Origin of the sequence: Nocardioides panacis, assembly GCF_019039255.1 — a bacterium.
In the GTDB taxonomy this organism is placed as follows: Bacteria; Actinomycetota; Actinomycetes; order Propionibacteriales; family Nocardioidaceae; genus Nocardioides_B; species Nocardioides_B panacis.
On record NZ_CP077062.1, the window covers coordinates 3,089,382 to 3,115,743 of the forward strand.

The 26,362-nt window shown below is 73.7% G+C and carries 23 protein-coding genes, 1 pseudogene and 1 riboswitch; of the genes and pseudogenes, 11 read left to right on the forward strand and 13 right to left on the reverse strand.

The window, feature by feature from the left end; genetic code table 11:
- From KRR39_RS15065 to KRR39_RS15075, 3 genes and pseudogenes are all read right to left on the reverse strand, one after another.
- The gene (locus KRR39_RS15065; RefSeq protein ID WP_216938114.1) at positions 1–528 is read right to left on the reverse strand and encodes a 2'-5' RNA ligase family protein; all 528 of its coding nucleotides are present in this window, start codon (positions 526–528) and stop codon (positions 1–3) included.
- 151 nt (positions 529–679) lie between these two features.
- A pseudogene (gene trpS / locus KRR39_RS15070) lies at positions 680–1,582 on the reverse strand (tryptophan--tRNA ligase); the annotation flags it as partial.
- A 73-nt stretch (positions 1,583–1,655) separates the two neighbouring features.
- Positions 1,656–3,071, reverse strand: a complete 1,416-nt coding sequence (locus KRR39_RS15075) for a hemolysin family protein (RefSeq protein WP_216938116.1) — start codon at positions 3,069–3,071, stop codon at positions 1,656–1,658.
- A gap of 74 nt (positions 3,072–3,145) precedes the next feature.
- Between KRR39_RS15075 and KRR39_RS15080 the strand changes: the two genes are divergently transcribed.
- Positions 3,146–4,300, forward strand: coding sequence for a GNAT family N-acetyltransferase (locus tag KRR39_RS15080; RefSeq protein WP_216938123.1), 1,155 nt, complete (start codon positions 3,146–3,148; stop codon positions 4,298–4,300).
- Here KRR39_RS15080 and KRR39_RS15085 read toward each other — a convergent pair.
- A complete protein-coding gene (locus KRR39_RS15085) occupies positions 4,252–5,514 on the reverse strand; it encodes an MFS transporter (protein ID WP_254185172.1) in 1,263 nt (420 codons plus the stop codon). The genes KRR39_RS15080 and KRR39_RS15085 overlap by 49 nt on opposite strands.
- A gap of 193 nt (positions 5,515–5,707) precedes the next feature.
- Between KRR39_RS15085 and KRR39_RS15090 the strand changes: the two genes are divergently transcribed.
- Positions 5,708–6,331 carry a sulfite oxidase-like oxidoreductase gene (locus tag KRR39_RS15090; protein WP_216938125.1) on the forward strand — a complete coding sequence of 208 codons (624 nt, stop codon included), beginning with the start codon at positions 5,708–5,710 and terminating at the stop codon, positions 6,329–6,331.
- On the forward strand, positions 6,331–7,053 hold the full coding sequence (locus tag KRR39_RS15095) for an FAD-binding oxidoreductase (RefSeq protein ID WP_254185173.1): 723 nt from the start codon (positions 6,331–6,333) through the stop codon (positions 7,051–7,053). The genes KRR39_RS15090 and KRR39_RS15095 overlap by 1 nt, the downstream gene beginning before the upstream one ends.
- Before the next feature lie 69 nt (positions 7,054–7,122).
- Here the strand turns inward: KRR39_RS15095 and KRR39_RS15100 are convergent, their stop codons facing one another.
- Complete coding sequence (locus tag KRR39_RS15100) at positions 7,123–9,342, reverse strand: NADP-dependent isocitrate dehydrogenase (RefSeq protein ID WP_216938127.1); 2,220 nt, start codon at positions 9,340–9,342, stop codon at positions 7,123–7,125.
- 309 nt (positions 9,343–9,651) lie between these two features.
- On the opposite strand from KRR39_RS15100, the gene KRR39_RS15105 reads away from it, so the two are divergent.
- Complete coding sequence (locus KRR39_RS15105; RefSeq protein ID WP_367303746.1) at positions 9,652–10,068, forward strand: DUF2231 domain-containing protein; 417 nt, start codon at positions 9,652–9,654, stop codon at positions 10,066–10,068.
- A 437-nt stretch (positions 10,069–10,505) separates the two neighbouring features.
- Here the strand turns inward: KRR39_RS15105 and KRR39_RS15110 are convergent, their stop codons facing one another.
- On the reverse strand, positions 10,506–12,509 hold the full coding sequence (locus tag KRR39_RS15110) for a glycogen debranching N-terminal domain-containing protein (protein ID WP_216938132.1): 2,004 nt from the start codon (positions 12,507–12,509) through the stop codon (positions 10,506–10,508).
- Between the two features lie 100 nt (positions 12,510–12,609).
- Here KRR39_RS15110 and KRR39_RS15115 point away from each other — a divergent pair, with 100 nt between their 5' ends.
- Complete coding sequence (locus KRR39_RS15115) at positions 12,610–13,599, forward strand: malate dehydrogenase (RefSeq protein WP_216938134.1); 990 nt, start codon at positions 12,610–12,612, stop codon at positions 13,597–13,599.
- A 49-nt stretch (positions 13,600–13,648) separates the two neighbouring features.
- Here the strand turns inward: KRR39_RS15115 and KRR39_RS15120 are convergent, their stop codons facing one another.
- The 5 genes from KRR39_RS15120 to KRR39_RS15140 all read right to left on the reverse strand — a co-directional run bounded on the left by KRR39_RS15120 (position 13,649) and on the right by KRR39_RS15140 (position 18,303).
- The gene (locus KRR39_RS15120; RefSeq protein WP_216938136.1) at positions 13,649–13,948 is read right to left on the reverse strand and encodes a DUF3017 domain-containing protein; all 300 of its coding nucleotides are present in this window, start codon (positions 13,946–13,948) and stop codon (positions 13,649–13,651) included.
- An 8-nt stretch (positions 13,949–13,956) separates the two neighbouring features.
- Entirely contained in the window at positions 13,957–14,814 is an 858-nt protein-coding gene (locus KRR39_RS15125; RefSeq protein WP_216938138.1) for a bifunctional methylenetetrahydrofolate dehydrogenase/methenyltetrahydrofolate cyclohydrolase, read from the reverse strand.
- A gap of 31 nt (positions 14,815–14,845) precedes the next feature.
- Complete coding sequence (purH, locus tag KRR39_RS15130; RefSeq protein ID WP_216938141.1) at positions 14,846–16,444, reverse strand: bifunctional phosphoribosylaminoimidazolecarboxamide formyltransferase/IMP cyclohydrolase; 1,599 nt, start codon at positions 16,442–16,444, stop codon at positions 14,846–14,848.
- 25 nt (positions 16,445–16,469) lie between these two features.
- Positions 16,470–16,546: riboswitch (ZMP/ZTP riboswitch) on the reverse strand.
- A 1-nt stretch (position 16,547) separates the two neighbouring features.
- Entirely contained in the window at positions 16,548–17,180 is a 633-nt protein-coding gene (purN, locus tag KRR39_RS15135) for a phosphoribosylglycinamide formyltransferase (RefSeq protein WP_254185174.1), read from the reverse strand.
- A 10-nt stretch (positions 17,181–17,190) separates the two neighbouring features.
- On the reverse strand, positions 17,191–18,303 hold the full coding sequence (locus KRR39_RS15140; protein WP_216938143.1) for a cell division protein PerM: 1,113 nt from the start codon (positions 18,301–18,303) through the stop codon (positions 17,191–17,193).
- Positions 18,304–18,569: 266 nt separating this feature from the next.
- On the opposite strand from KRR39_RS15140, the gene KRR39_RS15145 reads away from it, so the two are divergent.
- Genes KRR39_RS15145 through KRR39_RS15160 form a run of 4 tightly spaced genes read left to right on the forward strand, consistent with a single transcriptional unit; the run spans position 18,570 to position 22,268 of the window.
- Complete coding sequence (locus tag KRR39_RS15145) at positions 18,570–19,313, forward strand: SigE family RNA polymerase sigma factor (protein ID WP_216938146.1); 744 nt, start codon at positions 18,570–18,572, stop codon at positions 19,311–19,313.
- Entirely contained in the window at positions 19,219–20,388 is a 1,170-nt protein-coding gene (locus KRR39_RS15150; protein ID WP_216938148.1) for a hypothetical protein, read from the forward strand. The genes KRR39_RS15145 and KRR39_RS15150 overlap by 95 nt, the downstream gene beginning before the upstream one ends.
- A 21-nt stretch (positions 20,389–20,409) precedes the next feature.
- Entirely contained in the window at positions 20,410–21,645 is a 1,236-nt protein-coding gene (kynU, locus tag KRR39_RS15155) for a kynureninase (RefSeq protein WP_216938150.1), read from the forward strand.
- On the forward strand, positions 21,642–22,268 hold the full coding sequence (locus KRR39_RS15160; RefSeq protein WP_216938152.1) for a ribonuclease FAU-1 family protein: 627 nt from the start codon (positions 21,642–21,644) through the stop codon (positions 22,266–22,268). Before kynU ends, KRR39_RS15160 begins: the two co-directional genes overlap by 4 nt.
- 212 nt (positions 22,269–22,480) lie before the next feature.
- Here the strand turns inward: KRR39_RS15160 and sucD are convergent, their stop codons facing one another.
- Together sucD and sucC are read right to left on the reverse strand one after the other, a co-directional pair.
- Positions 22,481–23,365, reverse strand: coding sequence for a succinate--CoA ligase subunit alpha (gene sucD, locus KRR39_RS15165; RefSeq protein WP_216938154.1), 885 nt, complete (start codon positions 23,363–23,365; stop codon positions 22,481–22,483).
- A 10-nt stretch (positions 23,366–23,375) separates the two neighbouring features.
- Positions 23,376–24,539, reverse strand: a complete 1,164-nt coding sequence (gene sucC / locus KRR39_RS15170; protein ID WP_216938156.1) for an ADP-forming succinate--CoA ligase subunit beta — start codon at positions 24,537–24,539, stop codon at positions 23,376–23,378.
- 122 nt (positions 24,540–24,661) lie between these two features.
- On the opposite strand from sucC, the gene KRR39_RS15175 reads away from it, so the two are divergent.
- Together KRR39_RS15175 and KRR39_RS15180 are read left to right on the forward strand one after the other, a co-directional pair.
- Positions 24,662–25,549 carry an alpha/beta fold hydrolase gene (locus tag KRR39_RS15175; RefSeq protein WP_216938158.1) on the forward strand — a complete coding sequence of 296 codons (888 nt, stop codon included), beginning with the start codon at positions 24,662–24,664 and terminating at the stop codon, positions 25,547–25,549.
- A gap of 18 nt (positions 25,550–25,567) precedes the next feature.
- Positions 25,568–26,356 carry a lipase family alpha/beta hydrolase gene (locus KRR39_RS15180; protein WP_216938159.1) on the forward strand — a complete coding sequence of 263 codons (789 nt, stop codon included), beginning with the start codon at positions 25,568–25,570 and terminating at the stop codon, positions 26,354–26,356.
- Positions 26,357–26,362: the final 6 nt, after the last annotated feature.

Genomic DNA, 26,362 nt, shown 5'->3' on the forward strand with positions numbered 1-26,362 from the left:
CTACCCATCGAGCGGTGCCGCCAGCACGAAGTCGCGGGTGGGCGCCCAGCCGGAGTCCCGGTCGTGCACGTAGAGCGAGAAACGGTCGACGATGAAGTCGCACTCGAAGCCGGCCAGGTCGTCGAACGCCCGGTCGAGGGTCTCGTCGGCCAGGTGGTGGGCGACGGTGACGTGCGGGTGGTACGGGAACTGCAGGTCCGCGTCGAGGGGCCCGCGGCGCACCGACCCGGCGAGCTGCTCGCAGCCGGAGATGCCCTCGGCGACCATCACGAATACCACCGGGGAGACCGGGCGGAACGTCCCGGTGCCGCGCAGCCGGATCCGGAAGGCGACGTTGGTCGCGGCCGCCTCGGCGAGGTGCTTCTCGAGGGTGGCCACCGCTTCCTCGTCGACCTCCACCGGCGGCATCAGCGTGATGTGGGTGGGGATCCCCGAGGCCGTCGCGTCGCCGAGGCCCTCGCGGTAGCTCTGGAGCTGCTCGCCCCAGGGTTCCGGGACGGCGATGGCAACCCCGATCGTCGTCGTCACGGTGCGACCCTAGCGGCCCGGGCGGGCGGCCGGAGCCGCGAACCCGACCCGGTCGTAGACGTCGGCCAGCGTGCGCTCCGCCACGGCCCCCCGCCTTCTCGGCCCCGGCGAGCAGGATCTCGTCGAGCCCGGCGGTGTCGTCGAGCAGCTCCAGGGTGCGGTCCCGGAACGGCGTCACGAACTCCACCACGGCGTCGGCGAGGTCCTTCTTGAGGTCGCCGTACCCCCGTCCGTCGTACGTCTGCTCGAGGTCGGCGATGCTGCTGCCGGTCAGCGCGGAGAAGATCGTCAGCAGGTTCGAGACGCCCGGCTTCTCCGCCTCGTCGAAGCGCACCTCGGAGCCGGAGTCGGTGACCGCCGAGCGGATCTTCTTCGCCGACACCTTCGGGTCGTCGAGCATCTCCACGATGCCGGCCGGCGAGGAGGCGGACTTGGACATCTTCGCGGTCGGGTCCTGGAGGTCGGTGATCTTCGCCGTCTCCTCGAGGATGTACGGCTCCGGGAGGCGGAACGTCTTCTTGTAGCGGTGGTTGAACCGCTGCGCGAGGTCGCGGGTGAGCTCGAGGTGCTGGCGCTGGTCCTCGCCCACCGGGACGTAGGCCGGCCGGTAGAGCAGGATGTCGGCGGCCTGCAGGATCGGGTAGGTGAACAGCCCGACCGACGCGGCGCCCTCGCCGCCCTTGGCGGACTTGTCCTTGAACTGCGTCATCCGGCGGGCCTCGCCGAAGCCGGTCAGGCACTGCAGCACCCAGCCGAGCTGGGCGTGCGCGGGCACCTGGGACTGCACGAAGACCGCGGAGCGCTGCGGGTCGATGCCCATCGCGAGCAGCTGGGCGGCGGCCCGGCGGACCCGGTCGCGGAGCACCTTCGGGTCCTGCTCGACGGTGATCGCGTGCAGGTCGGCGATGAAGAAGAACGGCTCGTAGTCGTCCTGCAGGGCCACCCACTGCCGCAGCGCGCCGAGGTAGTTGCCGAAGTGGAACGAGTCGGCGGTCGGCTGGATCCCGGAGAGGACCCGGGGACGGGCGGCGGGGGCGTCGGACATGCCGGGCATTCTTCCAGGGTCGGGGTCGGTGGCCCCCGGCAGGCCCACCGGCGGACGCGCGGCTGACGTCGGGACGTCGGGGCTACTGGGCCGGCTGGTCCGCCCGGTCCTGCTCGGCCGGCTCGGCCTCCCGCTCGGCGGTCGGCTCGGGCGCGGGCTCCGGCACGGGCTCCGGCACGGGCTCGATGCTGGTCGGAGGGTCCGGGTTCACGGTCGCCTGCACGGGTACGGCGGTCACCAGCACGCGCCCGACCCGGCGGCCCTCGACCTCGCGCACGGTGATCCGGCGCTCGGCGTAGTCCACCCAGTCACCGGCCTGCGGGATCCGGCCGAGCCGCTGCATCAAGAACCCCGACACCGTCTCGTAGGGTCCCTCGGGCAGCTCGACGCCGGTCTCGTCCTCGAAGTCGTCGAGGTTCAGCAGGCCGTCGACCTCGACCTCGCCGCCGCCGTGCACGGTGGTCTCGGACTCGTCGAGGTCGTACTCGTCCTTGATGTCGCCGATGAGCTCCTCGACGAGGTCCTCCATCGTGACGATGCCCGCGGTGCCGCCGTACTCGTCGGCGACGATCGCGAGGTGCATGCCCTCGCGCCGCATGTCGGCGAGCGCCGCGAGGATCGGGCGGGTCCAGGGCAGCACGAGGATCTGCCGGGCCAGCTCGCCGACCCGCAGCGAGCGGTTGGCCATCTCGGGGTCGAGCAGGTCGCGCACGTGCACGAAGCCGATCACGTCGTCGGCGGAGCCCCGGATGACCGGGTAGCGGGAGTGCGGCTGGTGCAGCGCCTCCCGGGCGGCCCGGAACACCGGGGTCGAGGAGTCCAGGAAGTCCACCTCGGTGCGCGGGATCATCACCTCGCGGATCTGCCGGTCGCCGGCCTGGAAGACGTCCTCGACGATCCGCCGCTCCTCCTCGCCCAGGGTCTCGTGGGCGTTGACCAGGTCGCGCAGCTCCTCGTCGGACATCTGCTCGCTCTTGGCGTTCGGGTCGCCGCCGACCAGCCGGACCACGACGTTGGTCGAGACCGACAGCAGCCAGATGACCGGACGCGAGATCTTGGCGATCCGGTCGACGGTCGGGCCGAGCGCCATCGCGAACCCCTCGGCGCGCTGCAGCGCGAGCCGCTTGGGAGCCAGCTCGCCGAGCACCAGGGAGACGTAGGAGATCGCGATCGTCACCAGCACCAGCGCGACGATGTCCGCGGCGCCGGCCGGCACGCCCCAGTCGACGAGCTTCGGCGACAGGTCGCCGGCGAGCGTCGCCCCACCGAAGGAGGCGGACAGGAACCCGGCCAGCGTGACGCCGACCTGGACCGCGGCCAGGAACCGGTTGGGGTCCGCCGACAGCCGCGCGACGGCCTCGCCGCGACGCCCTCGGCCCGCCATCGCCCGCACCTGCCCGTCGCGCAGTGACACCAGCGCGATCTCGGCAGCGGCGAACATGCTGCCGATGAGGACGAAGACGACGACAAGCCCGATGTTCGCGAGCGTGCCGTTCATGGTCTGTGACTCTCGTCCATGCCCACAACGATAAGGGTTTGCAGAGGCGACCGTGACTGGGCAGGGTGGGCGCGGTGACGACCGCCACCTTCCCCGAGGCCGTGCCCGTGCTCACCGACGGCGTGGTGACCCTGCGCGCGCACCACGCCGGCGACGTCGACGGCGTCCTCGAGCAGTGCCTCGACCCGGTCAGCCGGGCCTGGACGACCGTGCCGGTCGACTACACCCGCGAGCAGGCCGAAGGGTTCGTGGGCGCGCGGGTGCCCGCGGCCTGGGCCGCCGGCAGCTGGGTCTTCGCGGTCGAGGCGACCGACGACACGGGCGTCGCGCGCTTCTGCGGCACCGTCGAGCTGCGCCACGAGGGCGACGCCCGCGCCGAGATCGCCTACGGCGCGCACCCCTGGGCCCGCGGCCGCGGGATCGTGCACCGGGCCCTGGAGCTGCTGCTGGCCTGGGGGTTCGAGGAGCAGGGACTGCAGACGGTGATCTGGTGGGCCAACCGCGGCAACTGGGCGTCGCGGCGGGCCGCCTGGCGGCTCGGCTTCACCCTCGAGGGCACCGTGCCGCAGTGGCTGCCCCAGCGCGGGGTGCTGCGCGACGCGTGGGTCGGCGTGCTGCGGGCCGGCGACGAACGGGCCCCGCGCACTGACTGGCTGGTGGCGCACCGGGTGGAGGGCGAGAAGGTGGTGCTGCGGCCCTGGCGCCTCGAGGACGCGGAGCGGGTCGTGCAGGCGTGCACCGACGAGCGCACCCGGCACTGGCTCTGGCGGCTCCCGGACCCGTACACGCGCCCCGACGCCGAGGACTACCTCGCCTCCCGGGTGGAGCTGCTGGCGACCGGGGCCGGGGTCGGATGGGCCGTCGCCGACGCCCGGACCGACGAGCTGCTGGGCAGCATCGCGCTGTTCGACCTGACCCGCGGCCGGGACGCCGAGATCGGCTACTGGGCGCACCCGGACGCCCGCGGACGGGGCGTGATGAGCGAGGGCTGTGCCCTGGCGGTGCGGCACGCGTTCGCGTCCGCGGACGACGGAGGTCTCGGTCTGCAGCGGCTGCAGGTCAGCGCCGCCGAGGGCAATGCCGCCTCGCAGCGGGTGATCGCGGCGAACGGCTTCGTCCGCACCGGCCGCGAGCGCCGCTCGCTGCGCCTGGGGGACGGCAGCCTGACCGACTGCGTGACCTACGACCTGCTGGCCGAGGAGTACGCCGGGACCGCCTCGGCGCGCTGAGCGGCCGCCGCCGTGAGCTCCTCGCGGCCGAGCACCGCCGCGACCCGGCGCCGCTCGACGAGCATCCCGATCCCGAACACCACCAGCCCGGCGGCCGCGAGGCCGGCGCCCAGCAGGCTGGGCGCCCGGTAGCCGTAGCCGCCGGAGATCACCACGGCGCCCAGCCAGGCCCCGAGCCCGTTGGCGGTGTTCAGCGCCGAGTGGTTCAGCGCGGCCCCGAGCATCTGCGCGTCGCCCGCGGCGTGCATCAGCCGCAGCTGCAGGTTGATCGCCAGCACCGAGCCGAGCACGCCGACGAGGAACACCAGGACCACGGTCGGGACGGCGTACGGCGAGAGCAGGTAGAACAGCACCAGGGTCACGATGCTGGCCAGGAACGCCGCCACCACCGAGCGGTTGACGTTCCAGTCCGCGAGCCGGCCGGCCACCCAGGTGCCGACCACCGACCCCAGCCCGAAGGCCAGCAGGAAGCCGGGGATCGTCGACCGGGACAGCCCGGTCACGTCGGTGACGACCGGGGCGACGTAGCTGTACATCGCGAACACGCCACCGAAGCCGACCATGCCCGACGCGGCCGCGAACAGCACCTGCGGCTTCTTCAGCGCGGCCAGCTCGCCGCGCAGGGTGGCGGTCCGGTCGCCCGGCGTGGACGGCACGAACGCGAGGATCAGCAGGGCGGTGAGCACGGTCACGCCGAGCACCGCCCAGTAGGCGGTGCGCCAGCCGAGGTTCTGCCCGAGCCAGGTGCTGGCCGGCACCCCGGCGACCGTGGCGACCGAGAGACCGAGCATGACCGAGGACACCGCCCGGCCGCGGTACTGGACCGGGACCAGGGAGGCCGCGATCAGGGAGGCCACGCCGAAGTAGGCGCCGTGCGGCAGCCCGGCCACGAAGCGGGCCGCCATCACCGGCCAGTAGCCGTGCGCGGAGGCGGTGATCGCGTTGCCCACGCCCAGCGCCAGCACCAGCCCGATCGCCAGCGCCCGCCTGGGGAGCCGGGCGGCGAGCGAGACGATCACCGGCGCACCCACGACCACGCCGAGGGCGTAGGCGGTGATGATGTGCCCGGTGGTCGGGATCGACTCGCCGATGCCGTCGGCGATGTCCGGGAGCAGCCCCATCGTCACGAACTCGGTGGTGCCGATCCCGAACCCGCCGGTGGCGAGCGCGATCAGAGCGAGCGTGACGTGCGGCGGGCGGGAGGGGGAGGGCACAGCGGGATCCTTGATCTCACGGGTGTGGCGCGGGGCTGGACGCAGTGACATGTCCACTTCGTGCAAGACGACCCGCCTGACCCGGTATTCCCTTGAGCGCTACAGAACACACCTCCCAGCGGGCCGGGTTGACCGAGGTGACACTCCTCGCCGCTCCTTGACGTCGGGGAAGCCGCGGCCGGAGACTCCCGGCATGGCCCCCAGCACCCCGCCCCCGACCCGTGGCTTCGTGGGCCGGCGCCGTCCCCGGCAGCCGGACCGCCTCCCGCCGGGCCAGTACGACGTCGGACGGGACTGGCCGGTGCTCACCGCCGAGGTCACCCCGGTGCTGGACCCGCAGCGCTGGACGATGACCGTCGACGGCCTGGTCGCGACGCCGACGACCTGGACGTGGGACGAGGCGCACGCGCTGCCGCAGTCGGAGTACGCCGGCGACATCCACTGCGTGACCACCTGGTCGAAGTTCGGCACCCGGTTCTCCGGGGTGAGCGTGGACGAGCTGCTCGCCGTCGCGGACCCGGCGCCCGAGGCGTCGTACGTCCTGGCGACCTGCACCACCGGCTACACCACCAACCTGCCGCTCGCCGACGTCACCGGCGGCCGGGCCTGGGTGGTCTGGACGTACGACGGGCAGCCGCTCCCCCGCGACCACGGCGGGCCGGTCCGGCTGCTGGTGCCGCACCTGTACTTCTGGAAGAGCGCGAAGTGGGTCACCCGGCTGACCCTGCTCGACCACGACCAGCAGGGCTTCTGGGAGCAGAACGGCTACCACGACCGCGGCGACCCGTGGCTCGAGCAGCGCTACCAGGGGGACTGATGAGCTCCCCGATGACCGAGACGGCGAGCGGCGCGCCCAGCGGCGGCTGGTGCACCGGGGTGGTCCGCGAGGTCCGGCACCCGCACCCGGACGCCGTGCTGCTGCGGATCGAGGTGGCCGGCCGCACCGACCACCTGCCCGGGCAGCACTACGTGTTCCGGCTGCGCGCCGAGGACGGCTACACCGCGTCCCGGTCCTACTCGGTGGCCTCCTCCCCCGCCGACCCGCTGCTGGAGTTCTGGGTCGAGCGGCTCGACGACGGGGAGGTGTCCCCGCACCTCGCGGACGTCGTCCGGGTCGGCGACGAGCTCGAGCTGCGCGGCCCGGTCGGCGGCTGGTTCGTCTGGGCCGGTACGACGCCCGCGATCGGGGTCGCGGGCGGCACCGGCGTCGTCCCGCTGGTCGCGATGCTGCGGCACGCCCGCGACCTCGGCCGCGAGGACCTGCTCGACCTGGTGGTCTCGGCGCGCACGACCGATGACGTGCCCTACCGCGAGGAGCTCGCGGGGCACCGGCTGGTGGTCACCCGGCAGGACGTGGACGGCCGCCGGGCGGGCCGGGTGAACGCCGACGACCTGCGGCCGGTGCTGCGCGAGGACCTGCGCACGGCGTACGTCTGCGGCTCCACGGGGTTCGCGGAGACCGCCAGCCGGCTGCTGGTGGACCTCGGCGTGCCGGCGGACGTGGTCCGGGTGGAGCGCTTCGGGCCGACCGGCACCTGAGCCCGGACGCACGCGTGCCCGGGCACGCACGGCAGTGCGCACCCGGGCACGGGCCCGTGGGCGGGACGGTCAGCCCAGGGCGGACAGCGTCTCGTTCAGCGTCTTCGAGGGCCGCATCACCGCGGCGGCCAGGGCGGCGTCGGGACGGTAGTAGCCCCCGATGTCGGCCGGCGAGCCCTGGACCGCGAGCAGCTCGGCGTTGATCGCGTCCTCGTTGCTGCGCAGCGCCTTCGCCAGCTCGCCGAACGCCGACGCGAGCTCCGCGTCGTCGGTCTGGCTGCTGAGCTCCTCGGCCCAGAACAGCGCGAGGTAGAAGTGGCTGCCCCGGTTGTCGATCTCCCCGACCTTGCGGCTCGGGGACTTGTTCTCGTTGAGGAACGTGCCGGTCGCCCGGTCGAGGGTCGCGGACAGGATCCGGGCCCGGGCGTTGTCGGTGGACTCCCCGAGGTGGCCGAAGCTCTCGGCCAGGGCCAGGAACTCGCCCAGGCTGTCCCAGCGCAGGTGGTTCTCCTTGACGAGCTGCTGCACGTGCTTGGGGGCCGAGCCACCGGCGCCCGTCTCGAACAGCCCGCCGCCGTTGATCAGCGGCACGACCGACAGCATCTTGGCGCTGGTGCCGAGCTCGAGGATCGGGAACAGGTCGGTGAGGTAGTCGCGCAGCACGTTGCCGGTCACCGAGATGGTGTCCTCGCCGCGCCGGATCCGCTCGAGGGAGAACGCGATCGCGTCCTCGGGCGCCATCACCCGGATGTCCAGGCCCTCGGTGTCGTGCTCGGGGAGGTAGGCGTGCACCTTGGCGATCAGGTTCGCGTCGTGCGCGCGGCCCGCGTCGAGCCAGAACACCGTCGGGTCGCCGGTGGCGCGGGCGCGGGTGACGGCCAGCTTGACCCAGTCGCGGACCGGGACGTCCTTGGTCTGGCACATCCGCCAGATGTCGCCGGCGCTGACGGCGTGCTCGAGCAGCGCGGTGCCCGACCCGTCGACGACCCGGACGGTGCCGGTGGCCGGCACCTCGAAGGTCTTGTCGTGGGAGCCGTACTCCTCGGCGGCCTGCGCCATCAGCCCGACGTTGGGCACCGAGCCCATCGTGGCCGGGTCGTAGGCGCCGTGCGCGCGGCAGTCGTCGATGACGACCTGGTAGATGCCGGCGTAGGAGGAGTCCGGGATCACCGCGAGGGTGTCGGCCTCGGCGCCGTCCGGGCCCCACATGTGGCCGCTGGTGCGGATCATCGCGGGCATGGAGGCGTCCACGATGACGTCGCTGGGGACGTGCAGGTTGGTGATGCCCTTGTCCGAGTCGACCATCGCGAGCGCGGGTCCCTCGGCGATGCACCGGTCGATGACGGCCTTGATCTCCGCGCCCTGCGGCAGGGACTCGATGCCCTTGAGGATGCCGGCGAGCCCGTCGTTCGGGCTGAGGCCGGCGGCCGCCAGCGCGTCGCCGTGCTCCGCGAACAGCTCGGGCAGGAAGGCGCGCACGACGTGGCCGAAGATGATCGGGTCGGAGACCTTCATCATGGTGGCCTTGAGGTGCACCGAGAACAGCACGTCCTCGGCCCGGGCGCGGGCGATCTGGGCGGTGAGGAACTCGCGCAGCGCGGCGACCCGAAGCACGGTGGCGTCGACGATCTCGCCGGCCAGCACGGGCACGGACTCCCGCAGCACGGTGGTGGTGCCGTCGTCGCCGACGAGCTCGATGCGCAGCGTGTCGTCGGCCCCGAGGACCGCGGACTTCTCGTTGGAGCGGAAGTCGTCGGCGGTCATGTGCGCGACGTTGGTCTTCGACTCCGGCGACCAGGCGCCCATCGAGTGCGGGTGGTTGCGGGCGTACTGCTTGACCGAGGCGGGGGCGCGGCGGTCGGAGTTGCCCTCGCGGAGCACCGGGTTCACGGCGCTGCCCTTGATCTTGTCGTAGCGCGCGCGGGCGTCCCGCTGCTCGTCGGTGGTCGGGTTGTCCGGGTAGTCCGGCACGTCGAAGCCCTGCGACTGCAGCTCGGCGACGACCGCCTTGAGCTGCGAGACCGAGGCGCTGATGTTCGGCAGCTTGATGATGTTGGCCTCGGGCTTCTTGGCCAGCTCGCCGAGCTCGGCCAGCGCGTCGTCGAGCCGCTGCTCGGGCCGGAGCCGGTCGGGGAAGGCGGCGATCACCCGGCCCGCGAGGGAGATGTCGCGGGTCTCGACGCTCACCCCGGCCGTGGAGGCGTAGGCCGAGATGATCGGCAGGAGGGAGTACGTCGCCAGCAGGGGCGCCTCGTCCGTGTGCGTGTAGATGATCTTCGAGTCCGTCACCGGGGCTCCGTTCCACGTCTGTCCGGAATTATGTCTTGACGTCAAGATAACTTACCGACCCCTGCAACGCTAACGGCGGGGATCCGCGCCAACCACCCCCGTCTCGCCCGCGCCCGCGGGTGATACTGGTGGTCCCCGGCGAGAGGAGCACCATGACCCCCCGTTCCCGCAGCCCTGGCCTGGACGCGTCGGCTGGAGACCGCTTCGGCGCTCGACCCGCTGGTCCGCACGGTCCGCCCGCTGGCGGACCTGTTCGTCGCGGACCCGACCCGGCGCGACGTCCTGCAGGGAGCCTGGCTCGGCCATCCCCTGCACCCGGTGCTGACCGACCTGCCGATCGGCCTGTGGACCTCCGCGGTCACTCTGGACCTCGTCGGCGGTCGCTCCGCGCGGCCGGCCGCCACCCGGCTCGTCGGGCTCGGGCTGCTGACCGCCGGCCCCACCGCCTGGAGCGGCTGGGCCGACTGGACCACCCTGGACGAGCCACGCCAGCGCGTCGGCGTGGTGCACGCGGTCACCAACGGGGTGGCCGTCGCGCTGTTCGCGTCGTCCTGGCTGGCCCGCCGCCGCGGGGCGCACGGCCGCGGCCGGACCCTCGGGCTGGCCGCCTCGTCCGTGCTCGCCGTCGGCGGCTACCTCGGCGGCCACCTGATGGCCTCCCGCGTCGCCGCCACCCCGCCCCAGGACCAGACCCAGCCCCACCTCCAGGGCCACACCCCAGCCTGACCCACCCCGACCCGGCCCTGGGCACACATCGACCCGGCCCTCGGCACACGCCGACCCGGCCCTCGGCACACGTCGACCCGGCCCTCGGCACACGTCGACCCGGGCCTGGGCACATGCCGACCCGGCCCTAAGTCCACCCCGACCCGGGCCTGGGTTCATGCCCACCCGGGCCCGGGTTCACCCCGACCCGGGCCTGGGTTCATGCCCACCCGGGCCTGGGTTCACCCCGACCCGGGCCTGGCAGCACCGGCCTTGCGTGAGACCCGGGTCGGCCTTGCGTGAGACCCGGGTCGGCCTTGCGTGAGACCCGGGTCGGCATTGTGTGAGACCCGGGTCGGGCTTGCACCAGACCCGGGTCGGGCTTGCGTGAGACCCGGGCCGGCATTGCGCGAGGCCCGGGTCGGGCTTGCACCGGGCCCGGGTCGGCTCCCTTCCTGTCAGGCGGGGAGGACGTGCACGTGGCCGGCCCCGTCGACGCGGACGGTGAGCTCGCGGTCGCCGACGCGCACCCCGTGCAGCGTGAACGACCCGAGCCGGGTGCTCACCACCTCGGGGACCTCCACCCGCCCGGTCGCGGCGTCCACGTCGAGGCCGGTGACCGCCACCAGGCAGGCCAGCGGTGCGGCCGCCGCCCAGGCCTGTGGGCGGCACGACGCCGGGTAGTCCACCGGGAACGCCACGTCGGTCGACTGGTCACCGCCGTACAGCTCGGGCAGGCGGTAGGCCACGCCCTCGCTCGCGGCCACGAGCCCGGCGGTGAGGTCGGCGGCCGCGTCGACGTACCCGTCGAGCGCGAGGCCGCGCACCGCGACCGCGGTGTCGTGCGGCCACACCGAGCCGCCGTGGTAGCTGAGCCGGGAGAACCGCGGGGACCGGCTGGTCAGCGTGCGCAGCCCGAAGCCCGAGGCCATGTCGGGGGCGGTCAGCACCTCGACGACGCGCGCCGTCCGCTCGTCGTCGAGGATCCCGGTGCCCAGCAGGTGGCCCATGTTGGAGGCCACCGAGTCGACCTGGGCGCCGGTGCCGTCGAGCGCGATCGCGACGTGCCCGCCCTCGGCGGTGTCCACCCAGAAGTCGCGGGCGAACCGCGCCCGGAGGTCCGTCGCCCAGTCGGCGAGACCGGCGACCGGCTCCTCGCCGAACGCCTCGAGGAGCGCGGCACCCCGAACGGCGGCCTCGTAGGCGTAGCCCTGCACCTCGCTGAGCGCGATCGGCGCCTCGGCGAGCCGGCCGTCGGCGAACTGCACCGAGTCGACGCTGTCCTTCCAGCCCTGGTTGGCCAGGCCGCGCCCGGACAGGTCGACGTAGCGCAGCCAGCCGGACTCCCGCGACTGCTCGACCACCCACGCCAGGCACCGGCGTACGACGGGCAGCAGGTCGGCCACCTGCTCGCGGTCGGCGCCCCACTGCCAGGCGTCGGCGAGCGTGCAGACGAACAGCGGCGTCGCGTCGACGGTGCCGTAGTAGACCGGCGGCAGGCTCATCCCGCCGAGCTCGAGGGTGGTGTTGCGGACCTCGTGGAGGATCTTGCCGGGCTGCTCCTCGGAGTCCGGGTCGACCTTCGTGCCCTGCCGCCGGGCCAGGGTGCGCAGCGTCGAGAGCGCCAGCCCGGTCGTGAACGGCATCATCAGCCGGGCCACCCACAGCGAGTCGCGGCCGAACAGGGTCAGGAACCAGGGCGCGCCGGCCGCGACGAACGCGTCGTCGCCGTCCTTCATCAGCAGCCCGCCGAGGTCGGCCAGGCTCTGCCGGACCAGCCGCGGCAGCCGGACGTCGGGCGCGTCGACGGCGACCCCGCCCCACGGTGCCGGTCCTCCGGGCCCCAGCGCGGGGGTGCCGTGCGCGGTGAAGGTCAGCCGGACGGTGAACGACCCCCCGGGCGCGAGGGTGGTCGACCAGCTCGCGCGGCGGCCCTCGTCCACGTCGTCGGGGGCCGGCGCGAACGCCACCTCCACACCGGTCTCGCCGCGCCGCCAGGCCAGGCCGTGCTCGGTCCGCTCCCCCGCGACGGCGTGGTCCTCGAGGTGCCGGCCGCCGCGGACCTCGGCCATCGGGGCCAGGTCGGTCGCGAGGTCGACGTACAGGGTGAGCGGGACGTCCTCCTGGGCGCGCGAGGCGACCTCGATCTCCTCGACCAGGCCGGCCGCGGTCAGCGAGCGCCGGCGGTCCACGCTCACCTGCGGGTCGTGGATCCAGCCGCCGAGCCGCCGCGCGACGTAGGTGTAGGACTGCCGGTCGGCGCCGCTCAGGTCGGACCCGATCAGCTCCAGGTCGCTGCCCCGCACCGAGACGGACAGCTCGGCGAGCAGCCGCACGTCGTCGACGAACCACCCCTGGACGCCGCCGCGACCGACCTGGCCGTCGGGGCCGGACAGCACGATGGCGGGGGCGGCGACGCTCACGGCGAGGTCGTTGAGCAGCGGGGTCAGGTGCTGGGTCACGCGAGCACCCTACGAGCCGGGGTGCCCCCGCGGGCCGGACCCTTGCTAGCGTCGGCCCCGAAGCCCAGACAACTGGACCCAGACAGACCAGGAGCCTCCCGTGAGCACTACCCCCGTCAAGGTCGCCGTCACCGGCGCCGCCGGCCAGATCGGCTACAGCCTGCTCTTCCGGATCGCGAGCGGGGACCTGCTCGGCAAGGACACCCCGGTCCAGCTGCAGCTGCTGGAGATCACCCCGGCCCTCAAGGCGCTCGAGGGCGTCGTGATGGAGCTCGACGACTGCGCGTTCCCGACGCTGGCCGGCGTCGAGATCGGCGACGACGCGAACACCGTCTTCGACGGCGCGAACCTCGCCCTGCTCGTGGGCGCCCGTCCCCGGACCAAGGGCATGGAGCGCGGCGACCTGCTCGAGGCCAACGGCGCGATCTTCACCGCCCAGGGCAAGGCGCTCAACGAGGTCGCGGCCGACAACATCCGGATCGGCGTGACCGGCAACCCGGCCAACACCAACGCGCTGATCGCGATGACCAACGCCCCGGACATCCCGCAGGAGCGCTTCACCGCGCTGACCCGCCTGGACCACAACCGGGCCCTGTCCCAGCTCGCCGCCAAGACCGGCAGCACCGTGCGGGACATCAAGAAGCTGACGATCTGGGGCAACCACTCCGCGACCCAGTACCCCGACATCTTCCACGCCGAGGTCGGTGGCAAGAACGCCGCCGAGGTCGTGGGCGACCAGGCCTGGATCGAGAACGACTTCATCCCGACCGTCGCCAAGCGCGGCGCCGCGATCATCGAGGCGCGCGGCTCGTCCTCGGCGGCGTCCGCCGCGTCGGCCACCATCGACGCCGCCCGTGACTGGCTGCACGGCAGCCCCGCGGGCGACTGGGTCTCGATGGCGGTCCGGTCCGACGGCTCCTACGGCATCCCCGAGGGCCTGATCTACTCCTACCCCGTCGTCACCAAGGGCGGCGACTGGGAGATCGTCCAGGGCCTCGAGATCGACGACTTCTCGCGCGGCCGGATGGACGCCACCGCGGCCGAGCTCGTCGAGGAGCGCGACGCGGTCACCGGTCTCGGCCTGATCTGAGCACAGCGGAACGGAGCGGCCGGTCCCCGAGGGGGCCGGCCGCTCTCGTCTAGGTCGGCGGCTGGTTGGGCACGACGATCGTGAGCACGATCAGGCCGACGCCGGCGACGGTCAGCATCAGCACGTCGGACCACTTGCGGCGCACCCGGAGCATCCCGGCCCGGCGCTCCGAGAGCACCAGCCGGGTGCCGGCCGAGACCAGCAGGGCGGTGCCGACCCAGGCGAGCCCGGTGCGCCAGGCCCCGAAGAAGACGATCCCGAGGCCCACCACCGACGCAGCGACCACGGCGAGGTAGACCACTCCGCCGAGCGTCTGCGGCCGCTTCAGCGGGCCGTCGGGAGGAGGCATCGACGCCGTCAGCCCCGCTCGAGGGACTGCTCGGCCACCGACACGATGTTGGACAGCAGCATCGCCCGGGTCATCGGGCCGACGCCCCCGGGGTTCGGGGAGACCCAGCCCGCCACGTCGTGCACGTCGGCGGCGACGTCGCCGGCGATCTTTCCGTCCACCCGGGACACCCCGACGTCGAGCACCGCGGCGCCGGGCTTGACCATGGCGCCGGAGATGATGCCGGGCACGCCGGCCGCGGCCACCACGATGTCGGCGTTGCGCACGTGCGCGGCCAGGTCGCGGGTGCCGGTGTGGCACAGCGTCACGGTCGCGTTCTCGCTGCGCCGGGTCAGCAGCAGGCCCAGCGGGCGGCCCACGGTCACGCCACGGCCGACCACCACCACCTCGGCGCCGGCGATCGCGACGTCGTGGCGACGGAGCAGCTCGACGATGCCGTACGGCGTGCAGGGCAGCGGCGCGGGCTTGCCGAGGACCAGCCAGCCGAGGTTCGTGGGGTGCAGGCCGTCGACGTCCTTGGCCGGGTCCATCCGGCCGAGCACGTCGTGCTCGCTCATGTGCTTGGGCAGCGGCAGCTGGACGATGTAGCCGGTGCAGGCCGGGTCGGCGTTCAGCCGGTCGACCTCCGCCTCCACCTCGGCCTGCGTCGCGCTCTCCGGGAGGTCCACCCGGATCGAGGTGATGCCGACCTCCGCGCAGTCCTTGTGCTTGCCGCCGACGTACCACTTCGAGCCCGGGTCGTCGCCGACCAGGACGGTGCCGAGGCCGGGCACCACGCCCTGCTCGCGCAGCGCGTCGACACGGACGGTGAGCTCGGACTTGATGGCCTTGGCGGTCGCGTTGCCGTCGAGGATCTGTGCGCTCACGGGGGTCATCCAATCATTCGCGGGGACGGGCTCAGTGGAAGAAGTGCCGGGTGCCGGTGAAGTACATCGTCACGCCGGCCGCCTCGAGCGCCGCGACGACCTCGTCGTCGCGCTTGGAGCCGCCGGGCTGGACGATCGCGCTGATCCCGGCGTCGACGAGGACCTGGGGTCCGTCGGCGAACGGGAAGAACGCGTCGGAGGCGGCGACCGAGCCGGCGGCTCGCTCCCCGGCCCGCTCGACGGCGAGCCGGCAGGAGTCGACCCGGTTGACCTGGCCCATGCCGACGCCGACCGAGGCGCCGTCGGAGGCCAGCAGGATCGCGTTGGACTTCACCGACCGGCAGGCCTTCCACGCGAACGCGAGGTCGGCGAGCTGCTCGGGCGAGGCGGCCCGGCCGGTCGCGAGCGTCCACTTCGACGGGTCGTCCCCGCCGCCGTCCACCTCGGCGTCGACGGCGTCCCGGGCCTGGATCAGCAGGCCGCCGGAGATCCCGCGGGTCTCGAGGCCGCCGCGGGTCGCCGGGGCGCACTCGATGACCCGGATGTTCTTCTTGCGGGCCAGCACCTCGACGGCGCCCTCGTCGTACCCGGGCGCCACGACGACCTCGGTGAAGATCTCGGCGACCTGCTCGGCCATCGCGACCGAGACCGGCACGTTGGTGGCGATCACCCCGCCGAAGGCCGAGACCGGGTCGCAGGCGTGCGCCTTGCGGTGCGCCTCGGCGACGTCGGCGCCGACCGCGATGCCGCACGGGTTGGCGTGCTTGATGATCGCGACCGCGGCGCCGTCGAGCTCGTAGGCCGCCCGGCGGGCCGCGTCCGCGTCGACGTAGTTGTTGTAGGACATCTCCTTGCCGTGCAGCTGGGTGGCCTGCGCGAGACCCGGCTCCGGCGCGAACCCGCTCGTGTAGAGGGCGGCGCGCTGGTGCGGGTTCTCGCCGTAGCGCAGCACCGTCGCCTTGTCCCAGGTCGCCCCCATCCAGGCCGGGAAGCCGGTGCCGTCGGAGGTGTCGGTGAGCACGCTGCCCATCCAGGACGCCACGGCCACGTCGTACGTCGCGGTGTGCACGAACGCCTCGGCGGCCAGCCGCTTGCGCTGGGCCAGCGTCGTCCCGCCCTCACGGACGGCGGCCAGCAGCTCGTCGTACTGCCCGGGGGAGGTCACGATCGCGACGGACGGGTGGTTCTTCGCGGCGGCCCGCACCATCGACGGCCCGCCGATGTCGATCTGCTCGACGCACTCGTCGGGCGCCGCGCCGCTCGTCACCGTCTCGGTGAAGGGGTACAGGTTGGACACGACCAGGTCGAAGGGCTCGACGCCGAGCTCCTGGAGCTGGGCGCGGTGGGACTCCAGGCGGCGGTCCGCGAGGATGCCCGCGTGCACCATCGGGTGCAGCGTCTTCACCCGGCCGTCCAGGCACTCGGGGAAGCCGGTGAGCTCCTCGACCGGGGTCACCGGGACGCCGGCGTCGGCGATCCGCGCGGCGGTCGACCCGGTGGAGACCAGCGCCACCCCGGCGGCGTGCAGCGCCCGGGCGAGCTCCTCGAGGCCGGACTTGTCGTAGACGGAGACCAGGGCCCGGCGGACCGGCTGGCGGGCGTCGGGCTGGGCGGGCGTCTGCTCGGACATGGGGAGGCTCCTCATCAGGTGGTGATGAGGGCACCCAGGCGTTCGATGCTCTCGGCTTCACTCCCCGGTGGTTGCCCACCTGCGCCAGTCGTGTGTGCCCAGCCTAGCGAGCCGGGGGGCCCAGGCGCACCTTGCGGTCGGTGATGGTGAACCCCTCGCGGGCCATCCGGCCGACGGTGTCGACCAGCATCGCGCGCTCGGCGACCTTGATCCGCTCGTGCAGCGCGTCGACGTCGTCGTCGTCCTCGACCGGCACCGCGACCTGGGCCACGATCGGGCCGGTGTCGACGCCGGCGTCCACGACGAACAGCGTCGCGCCGGTCACCTTGACGCCGTACTCCAGCGCCTCGGCGGGCCCGCGCATGCCCGGGAACGACGGCGAGAGCGCCGGGTGGGTGTTCACGCAGCGGCCCCCGAACTCGGCCAGGAAGGTCGTGCCGGTCAGCTTCATGAAGCCGGCGAGGACGACCACGTCGGGCCGGTAGTCCAGACAGGTCGCGGTCAGCGCCGCGTCCCACTCCTCGCGGCTCGCGTGGTCCTTGACCCGGTGCACGAACGTGGGGACCCCGGCGTGCTCGGCCCGGGCCAGCCCCTCGATGCCGTCGCGGTCCGCCCCCACGGCGACCACCTCGGCGCCGTACGCCGGGTCGGCGCACGCGTCGAGCAGGGCCTGCAGGTTCGTCCCCGCGCCGGAGACGAGCACGACCAGGCGGGCCGGGGTGCCAGGGTTCGTCACGGCGGACAGGCTACCGACGGCGCGACCACCAGGTGGCGCCGACGCCGCCGACGAGACCGCCGACGCCCATCGCGACGGTGGCGGCCACGAAGGTGGGCACCAGGTCGGCGCCGACGTCGGCCATCCGCCCGGGCCCGACCGCACCGCCGGCGAGCATCACCAGCACGGTGAGCAGGACGCCGCCCAGCACCCCCGACCCGAGCCCGCGGACCGCGCCGACCTCGAAGCCGTAGGCTGGGAAGCGGCGGACCACCAGCACCGCGGCGAGCGCACCCACCAGCACGGGTACGGCGACCAGGGCGCTCGTGAGCGGCGACGGCGAGCCCTCGGAGGGCAGCGCCGCGAGCAGCGGGAACGCCGGGACGGGGCCGAGCACCACGGCCGACGGCGAGACCACCGTGCCGGTGCCGACGGCGAAGCCGGGGCCCAGCAGGTAGGAGCCGGAGAGCAGCGCGGCGTTCGGGGCGACGGCCGCGACGAGCACGGTGTAGAGCAGCCCGCCGGAGGTGTCCGCGTGCAGCCGGGACAGCACGTTCGCGGCCGACCCGAGGTCCAGGACGAGCGCGACGGCGAGCAGCACGGCGCCGGCCGCGACCATCGCCAGCGTCGCGGCGAGCGCCCCCTTCAGGATCGCCCGGCCGGTCTCCGGGACCCTCCCCCGCCAGTCCACGACGTGCGCGCTGCCGGCCAGGATGCCCGAGCCGCCGCCGACGAAGGCCAGCGCGAAGCCGCCCGCGAACGCGCGCAGCAGGCTGGACTCGGCGGTGGCGGTCGCCGCCAGCAGCGCGGTGACCAGCGCCACGACGCCGTACAGGCCGGACATCACGACGGTGCCGAGCAGCACGGTGCCGGCATCCTCGACCGCGGACGTGCGGGCGGCCCAGGCGCCGAGCCGGTGCGCGACGTACGCGCAGAGCACGGTGAGGCCGAGCGGGAGCGCGGTGACGGTCGCGCTGACCGCACCGGTGGTGAGGTGCAGGGTGGCGCCGTGGGCGAGCAGCCAGCCGTCCGCGCCGACCCGGATCGCGTCGCGGGTGGTGCCGTGGCCGCCCGCGTCGGAGGCGAACCAGCCGACCAGGCCGAGGGCCATGCACCCCATCAGCACGGCACCGGAGGCGACCACGCCGGCGAGGGCCGCGCCGAGGGCGAGCGGGCGCTGGGGGGTGCTCCCGGGCCGGTCCGAGGGGGGCGTCCGGGTGCCACGGGGGGGCGAGAAGATCAGTCATCCCGGCCCATCCTCGCCGAGCGTGATCTCGATCTCGGGCTCCCACGCCGGTTAGGAACGGCGGTGCGCGGCCACTACCGTGGAGGACTTCCACGCGGGTCCGAGCGGGGTGCTGCACGCCCCGGCGGCGACCAGGACGCGCGACCGGACGACAGGAGACACGCATGGCGCGGGAGGAGAGCTTCGACTCCTTCTACCGGGCGACCCGTCGACCGGTGCTGCACCAGGCGCTCGCCCTCACCGGTGACCTGCCGGCGGCGCAGTCGGCGGTGCGCGACGCGTACGTCGGGGCGTGGCAGCACTGGCGCAAGGTGTCCCGTCTGGAGGACCCCCTCGACTGGGTCCGCCCCCGGGCCTGGCAGCTGGCCCAGCGCCGGCACACCGCCCGGATCTGGCACCGGACCAAGGGCACGACCGAGCAGCACAAGGCGGTGCTCGACGCGCTCGCCGCCCTGCCGGTCGCCCAGCGCCGGGTGCTGCTGCTCGTCGACCTCGCCGGCCTCGAGCCGGGGCACGCCGCCCGCGAGCTGGGGGTGACCCGCGAGGTGGCCGAGCACAACCTGCGCTCGGCCACCGAGGCGCTCACCGCCCGGCTCGGCGTCGACCCGGCCACCGCCCACGTCCGTGTGGTGGCGCTCGACGCGCTGCTCGAGCACGCCTCGCTCCCCCCGCGGCCCGATCGTCCGCCGGGCCGGCCGCAAGCGCCGCCAGGGGCACGCCCTGGTCGGCACCGCGGTCGCGGCCGTCGTCGCGCTCGGCTCCGGCGCCCTGGCCTACCAGCCGAACGCCAGCGACGCCGGCGAGCTCCGCCTGGTGAAGCCGGAGGTCCCGGCGACGGCGGCGGTCACCGACACGACCCCGACCGGCGCCAACCTCCTCGACCGCGACCAGATCCGCCGGCTCGGTGAGGACCGGCCCTGGCAGGTCACCCGCACCGACGACAACACCTCCGGCGACGGCATCAACACCACCTGCCAGCAGACCCGGTTCGCCGACCCCGACGGGGTCGCCGCGCTCGTGCGGACCTTCTCCACCCGGGGCGGAGCCCAGCGCTCGGCCGTGCAGACCGTCGAGGTCTCCCGCTCGGAGCGGCAGGCCCGGCTGGGCTTCCGCACCACGGTCGGCTGGTACGCCGGCTGCCGGGTGGGCCGGCTCCAGGTGCTGAGCTCCTACCGGGTCGACAACATCGGTGACGAGGCCGCCGTGCTGATGCTGCGGCTGTGGAAGAAGCCGGTCACCACCCTGTCGGTGGCGATCGCCCGCACCGGCAAGGTGACCACCTCCACCGTCGGCAGCACGGTCGGCGCGAGCCCGCCCCCGCCCTCGCAGATCACCCAGTCGCTCGCGGACTCGGTGGCGATGCTGTGCGCGCGCAGCGGCTCCGCGGACTGCGCGAAGCAGCCGACCTACCGCGTCGTACCCCCGCCGCCGTCCGGGGAGGAGCGCGGCATCCTGGCCGTCGCGGACCTGCCGCCCGTCGGCCGGATCGCCCGGCCCTGGGTGGGCACCAGGCCCGCACCCGCCCGGCGGAACCCGTCGGCGACCACCTGCGACCAGGCGGACTTCGCGAAGGCCGGTGCCACGACGACACGGACCCGGACCTACCTGATCCCCGAGGCGTCGCTGCCCGCGCGGTTCGGGCTGTCGGAGACCTACGGCCGGTTCCGCACCCCGGCCGCCGCGCGCCGGTTCCTGAGCGACGTGCGCCGCAGCGTGGCGCGCTGCGAGGACCGCGACCTGGCCACCCAGGTCAGCGGCGAGCGGCACCAGGCGGACCGGTCGCCGCAGCTCGACCTCTCCAGCTGGGACCTGCAGACCGAGATCAGCGACAAGCAGAAGGTGCGCTTCCGGCTCGGCTTCGTGCGGGTCGGCGACACCGTCGCCCAGCTCACGTTCGCGCCCGCCCCCAGCGACGACATGACGGCGACCGGCTTCCACTCCCTGCTGGTCCGGTCCGCCGACCGGCTCCGCGAGCTCGGCTGAGCCCCGGTCTAGGGTGCGGGGGTGACCCAGCACCCGACGCGCGCCGACGCGGTCGCCCTCGACCTGGCGAGCCCGCTGCGCGCCCGCCGTGAGCTCTTCGCCCTCCCCGACGGGGTCGTGTACCTCGACGGCAACTCGCTCGGCGCGCTGCCCCGCGCGGTGGCGCCGCGGCTGCAGCAGGTGGTCGCCGAGGAGTGGGGCACCGGCCTGATCTCCTCGTGGAACACCGCCGACTGGGTCGGCCTCGGCCGGCGGGTCGGGGACCGGATCGCGCCGCTGATCGGCGTCGCGCCCGGCGACGTGCACGTCGGCGACTCCACGACGGTCACGCTGTTCAAGACGTTCGTGGCCGCCAGCCGGCTGCGGCCCGGCCGCCGCGTGGTGGTGCTGGAGCCGACCACCTTCCCCACCGACGGGTACGTCGCGGCCGGCGTCGCCCGGATGCTCGACCTCGAGCTGCGCTGGTGCGACCCCGCGGACCCGGCCGCCTCCCTCGACGAGGACGTCGCGCTCCTCTCGCTGACCCACGTCGACTTCCGGTCCGGCGCGATGTACGACCTCGCCGCGCTCACCGCCGCCGCGCACGACGCCGGCGCGCTGGTCCAGTGGGACCTCTGCCACTCCACCGGCGCCGTCCCGGTCGCCCTGCTCGACGCCGACGCCGACATCGCGGTCGGCTGCACCTACAAGTACCTCAACGGCGGTCCCGGCTCCCCCGCGTTCGCGTGGGTGCACCCCCGCCACCAGGCCGCCTGGGACCAGCCGGTCACCGGGTGGTTCGGGCACTCCCGCCCGTTCGACATGGACCGCGCCTTCACGCCCGCCGACGGCATCGCCCGGATGGCCTCCGGCACGCCCCCGGTGCTCGCGCTCTCCGCGCTCGACGCCGCGCTCGACGTGTTCGACGGGGTGTCGCTCGACGTGCTCCGGGCGGCGTCGCTGTCGCTGACCGACCTGTTCCTCGAGCTCGTCAACGCCCGCCTGGGCTCCGCCTTCGAGGTGATCACGCCGCGCGAGCACGGCCGGCGCGGGAGCCAGGTGTCGCTGCGGCACGAGCAGGCGTACGGCGTGGTGCAGGCGCTCGTCGAGCGCGGGGTCGTCGGCGACTTCCGCACGCCGGACGTGGCGCGGTTCGGGTTCGCCCCGCTGTACGTCACGCACGCCGACGTCTTCGACGCCGTGGGCCACCTCGTCGCGGTGCTCGAGGGCGACGAGCACCTCCGGCCCGAGTACACGGTGCGGAACGCGGTCACGTGAGCGGGCGGAGCGCTGGGCGGGTCGGTGGGCACTGGGACGTGGGGACGCCCGTCGTACGGCGGGAGGTGCTGCACGGGCACCCGTGGGCGGCGTTCACGACGCGGGTGGTGCGCGACGACGCAGACCTGCTCGCGGTGTACCTCGCGCCCGGCTCCGAGCTGGCGTTCGCCGACTGGCCGTTCGACCGGTGGGAGCACCCCTGGCGGACCCAGGGCTTCAGCACGTGGCGGGGGCACGGCAAGCTGATGCTGCACCGGCCCGGCGACGCCTACTCCGTCGACCTGTTCTGGAACGGCCCGGCGCGGGCCTTCTCCGGCTGGTACCTCAACCTCCAGGACCCCGTCCGCCGGTACGACGGGGGCTTCGACACCCTCGACCACGAGCTCGACTACTGGCTCCCGGCCGGCGGCACGTGGCAGGTCAAGGACGCCGAGCTGTTCGAGCAGCGGGTCGCCGAGGAGCGGTACACCGCCGAGCAGGCCGACGCGATCCGCTCCACCGGCATGGCGATCGAGCAGATGCTCACCGCGGGCGACCACTGGTGGGACGAGTCCTGGGCCGGCTGGACCCCGCCGCCGGGCTGGGACGCCCTCGCCGTCCCCGCCGGCTGGCCCACCGCCTGACCCGGCCCGCAGCTCAGCCCGACCCGGGCCTCGGTCGAGGTCGACCCGGGCTCGAGCCACGTCACCGTCAACTCAGACCCGGGTCGGACCTGCTCGACACCCGGGTCGGGGTTACTCTCGGCCCGGGTCGGGGTTGCTGTCGGCCACACGCGTGAGGGCCGCCGTCACCTCTCGGTGGCGGCGGCCCTCACGGTCGAACCAGGAGCTGGGGCTCAGAGGTCCTTGAGGATCTCGCGCATCAGCTCGGCGGTCTCGGACGGCGTCTTGCCGACCTTGACGCCGACGGCCTCGAGGGCCTCCTTCTTCGCCTGCGCGGTGCCGGACGAGCCGGACACGATCGCGCCGGCGTGGCCCATCGTCTTGCCCTCGGGAGCGGTGAAGCCCGCGACGTAGCCGACGACCGGCTTCTTGACGTTGTCCTTGATGTACGCCGCCGCACGCTCCTCGGCGTCGCCGCCGATCTCGCCGATCATCACGATCGCGTCGGTGTCCGGGTCCTCCTCGAACGCCTTGAGGCAGTCGATGTGCGTCGTACCGATGATCGGGTCGCCACCGATGCCGACGGCCGAGGAGAAGCCGTAGTCACGCAGCTCGTACATCATCTGGTAGGTCAGCGTGCCGGACTTCGACACGAGGCCGACCCGGCCGGCCTTGGTGATGTTGGCCGGGATGATGCCCGCGTTGGACAGTCCGGGGCTGATCAGGCCGGGGCAGTTCGGGCCGATGATCCGCGTGGTGCCCTTGGCCTGCGCGTAGGAGAAGAAGTCCGCGGTGTCGTGCACCGGGACGCCCTCGGTGATCACCACGACGAGCGGCATCGCGGCGTCGACGGCCTCGAGGACGGCACCCTTGGTGCCGGCCGGCGGGACGAAGACGACCGAGACGTCGGCGCTGGTGGCGTCCATCGCCTCCTTGACCGAGCCGAACACCGGGACGGCGGTGCCGTCGAAGTCGATGCTCTGGCCGGCCTTCTTCGGGTTCACGCCGCCGACGATGTTCGTGCCGGAGGCGATCATCCGACGGGTGTGCTTCTGCCCCTCGGAGCCCGTCATGCCCTGCACGACGACCTTGGAGTTCTCGTTCAGAAAGATTGACATGTTCAGCCCTCTACTTCGAAGCCAGCTCGGCGGCGCGGTCAGCTGCGCCGTCCATGGTGTCCACCAGCGTCACGAGCGGGTGGTTCGCCTCGTTCAGGATGCGGCGCCCCTCCTCGACGTTGTTGCCGTCGAGGCGTACGACGAGCGGCTTGTTGGCCTCGTCGCCCAGGATCTCCAGGGCGTGCACGATGCCGTTGGCGACCGCGTCGCAGGAGGTGATGCCGCCGAAGACGTTGACGAAGACGCTCTTGACCTGGCTGTCGTTGAGGATCACGTCGAGGCCGTTGGCCATCACCTCGGCCGAGGCGCCGCCGCCGATGTCGAGGAAGTTCGCCGGCTTCACTCCGTCGTACTTCTCACCGGCGTAGGCGACCACGTCGAGCGTCGACATCACGAGGCCGGCGCCGTTGCCGATGATGCCCACGGCACCGTCGAGCTTCACGTAGTTGAGGCCCTTGGCCTTCGCCTTGGCCTCGAGCGGGTCGGCCGCCTGCTTGTCCTCGAACGCGGCGTGCTCCTCGTGGCGGAACTCCGCGTTCTCGTCGAGGGTGACCTTGCCGTCGAGCGCCTCGAGGGTGCCGTCGCCGAGCAGGCACAGCGGGTTCACCTCGACCAGCGTGGCGTCCTCCTTGATGAAGACGTCCCACAGCTTCTTGATGACGTCCTTCGCCTGGTCGGCGACCTCGGCCGGGAACCTGGTGGCCGCGACGATCTCGGCGGCCTTCGCGTCGTCGACGCCGACCTGCGGGTCGATCGACACCTTGGCGAGCGCCTCGGGGTTCTCGTGCGCGACGACCTCGATCTCGACGCCGCCCTCGACGCTGGCGATGCACAGGTAGTCCCGGTTGGCCCGGTCGACCAGGAACGAGAAGTAGTACTCGTCCTTGATGTCGGCGGCCGGTGCGATCAGCACCCGGTGGACCGTCAGGCCCTTGATGTCCATGCCGAGGATGTCCTCGGCGCGGGCCACGGCGTCCTGGGGCGTCTCGGCGAGCTTGACCCCGCCGGCCTTGCCCCGGCCACCTGCCTGCACCTGGGCCTTGACGACGACGCGGCCGCCCTGCTCCTCGGCTGCGGCTGCGGCGTCCTCGGCCTTGGTCACGACGGTGCCGACGGTGACCGGCACGCCATGCTTGGCGAAGAGCTCCTTCGCTTGGTACTCCATCAGGTCCACGGTGATGACCGTCCTCTTCCGGGTTAACGGCCTCAGGGCACACTTCGGCCCCGGGCAGGTCACGGCTGACATTAGCCCCGTGAGCGCGGTCACGACCATGTCGGGTCCGTACCCTTCGTCACATGCCACCGACCCCCACGGCCAGCACCGTCCGCTCCGGAGACCTCGGCCTCGCGGTCCGCGAGCACAGTCCGGCCGGCCCTGGACGCCCGACGGTGGTGCTGGTGCACGGCTTCCCGGACCAGCAGGACGTGTGGTCCGCCCTGGTCGCCCGGCTCCCCCTCGACCGCTGGCACGTGGTGACGTACGACGTGCGCGGGGCCGGCTCCTCGGACGCGCCGGCCGGTCAGGACGGGTACCGCACCGAGCGGCTCGTCGACGACCTGGTGGCGGTGCTCGACGCCGTGCTGCCCCAGGGCACGGCGGTGCACCTGGTGGGCCACGACTGGGGATCGGCGCAGCTCTGGGACGCGGTCGCGGCCGAGGCCACCGACCCGCGGCTGCAGGGCCGGGTCGCGTCGTTCACGTCGATCAGCGCGCCGTCCCTCGACCACGCCGGCCGGCTGTTCGCGTCCCCCCGCGGCCGGCGTCCCGCCCTCCTGCGCCAGGGGCTCGCGTCCTGGTACGTCGGGCTGTTCAACGTGCCGGTGCTGCCCGACCTGCTCCTGCGGCACGGGCACCCGCTCCTCGCCAGGGCGGGTGCGTTTCGCGAGGGGCTGCCCCGCGGGCACTGGGGCCCGGAGCTCGGCCGCAACGCCGTGAACGGCCTGGGCCTCTACCGCGCCAACGTGCTCTCCCGCGTACGTCGCCCGCGACCGCTGCACACCGACGTGCCGGTGCTCGTCGTGCAGCCCGAGCGCGACAACTACGTCACCGACGTGTTCCTGCAGGACCTCGACGCCTCCTGCAGCGACCTGCGGGTCGAGCGGCTCGACGCGGGGCACTGGGCCGTCGTCACGCACGCCGACGAGGTGGCCGCGCTCGTCGTACGCCACGTCGAGGCCCACTGACGCGCCACACTGAGGGGGGTGCTCGACTCCCTGGCCCCCGCGCGCCGCCGCCTGGTGCTGCTCACCGGGGCCGGCGCGCTGGCCGCCGTCGTCGCGCTCGCGGCCGTGCTCGTCGTCCGGACCACCACCGGGGGCGTCACGCCGGCGGCGCAGGACGAGCCGGGACCGGTGCTGCTGGTCAGCGGCTACGGCGGCTCGACCCGTGCGCTGACCCCGCTGCGCGACGTGCTCGTCGCGGCCGGGCGCGACGTCGTGGTGGTGCCCGTGCTCGGCGGCGGGACCGGGGACATCGACGCGCAGGCCGCCGCCCTGGACGACCGGGCGGCGTCGGCGATGAGGCGGTTCGGCGCGACGTCGGTCGACGTGGTCGGCTACTCCGCCGGCGGCGTGGTCGCGCGCGACTGGGTCCGCGACCACGACGGCGCGAGCGCCGCGCGCCGGGTGCTCAGCATCGGCTCGCCGCAGCACGGCACGTCGCTCGCCGAGCTGGCGCTGGGGATCGGCGGCCGGTGCCCGGTCGCCTGCCGGCAGCTCGAGCCGGACAGCGACCTGCTGCGCGGGCTCAACGCCCGCGACGAGACACCGGCCGGGCCGGTGTTCGTCTCGGTCTGGTCCGCGGCCGACGAGGTCGTCGTCCCGGCCGACTCGGCCCGGCTCTCCGGGGCGCTGAACTTCACCGTGCAGTCCGTGTGCCCCGGGGCCGACACCGCGCACGGCGACCTGCCCCGGGACCCGGTGGTGCAGGCCGCGCTCGGCACCGTGCTCGGCGCCGCCGCCCCCGAGGCGCCCGCCGGCACCACCTGCTGAGCCGCG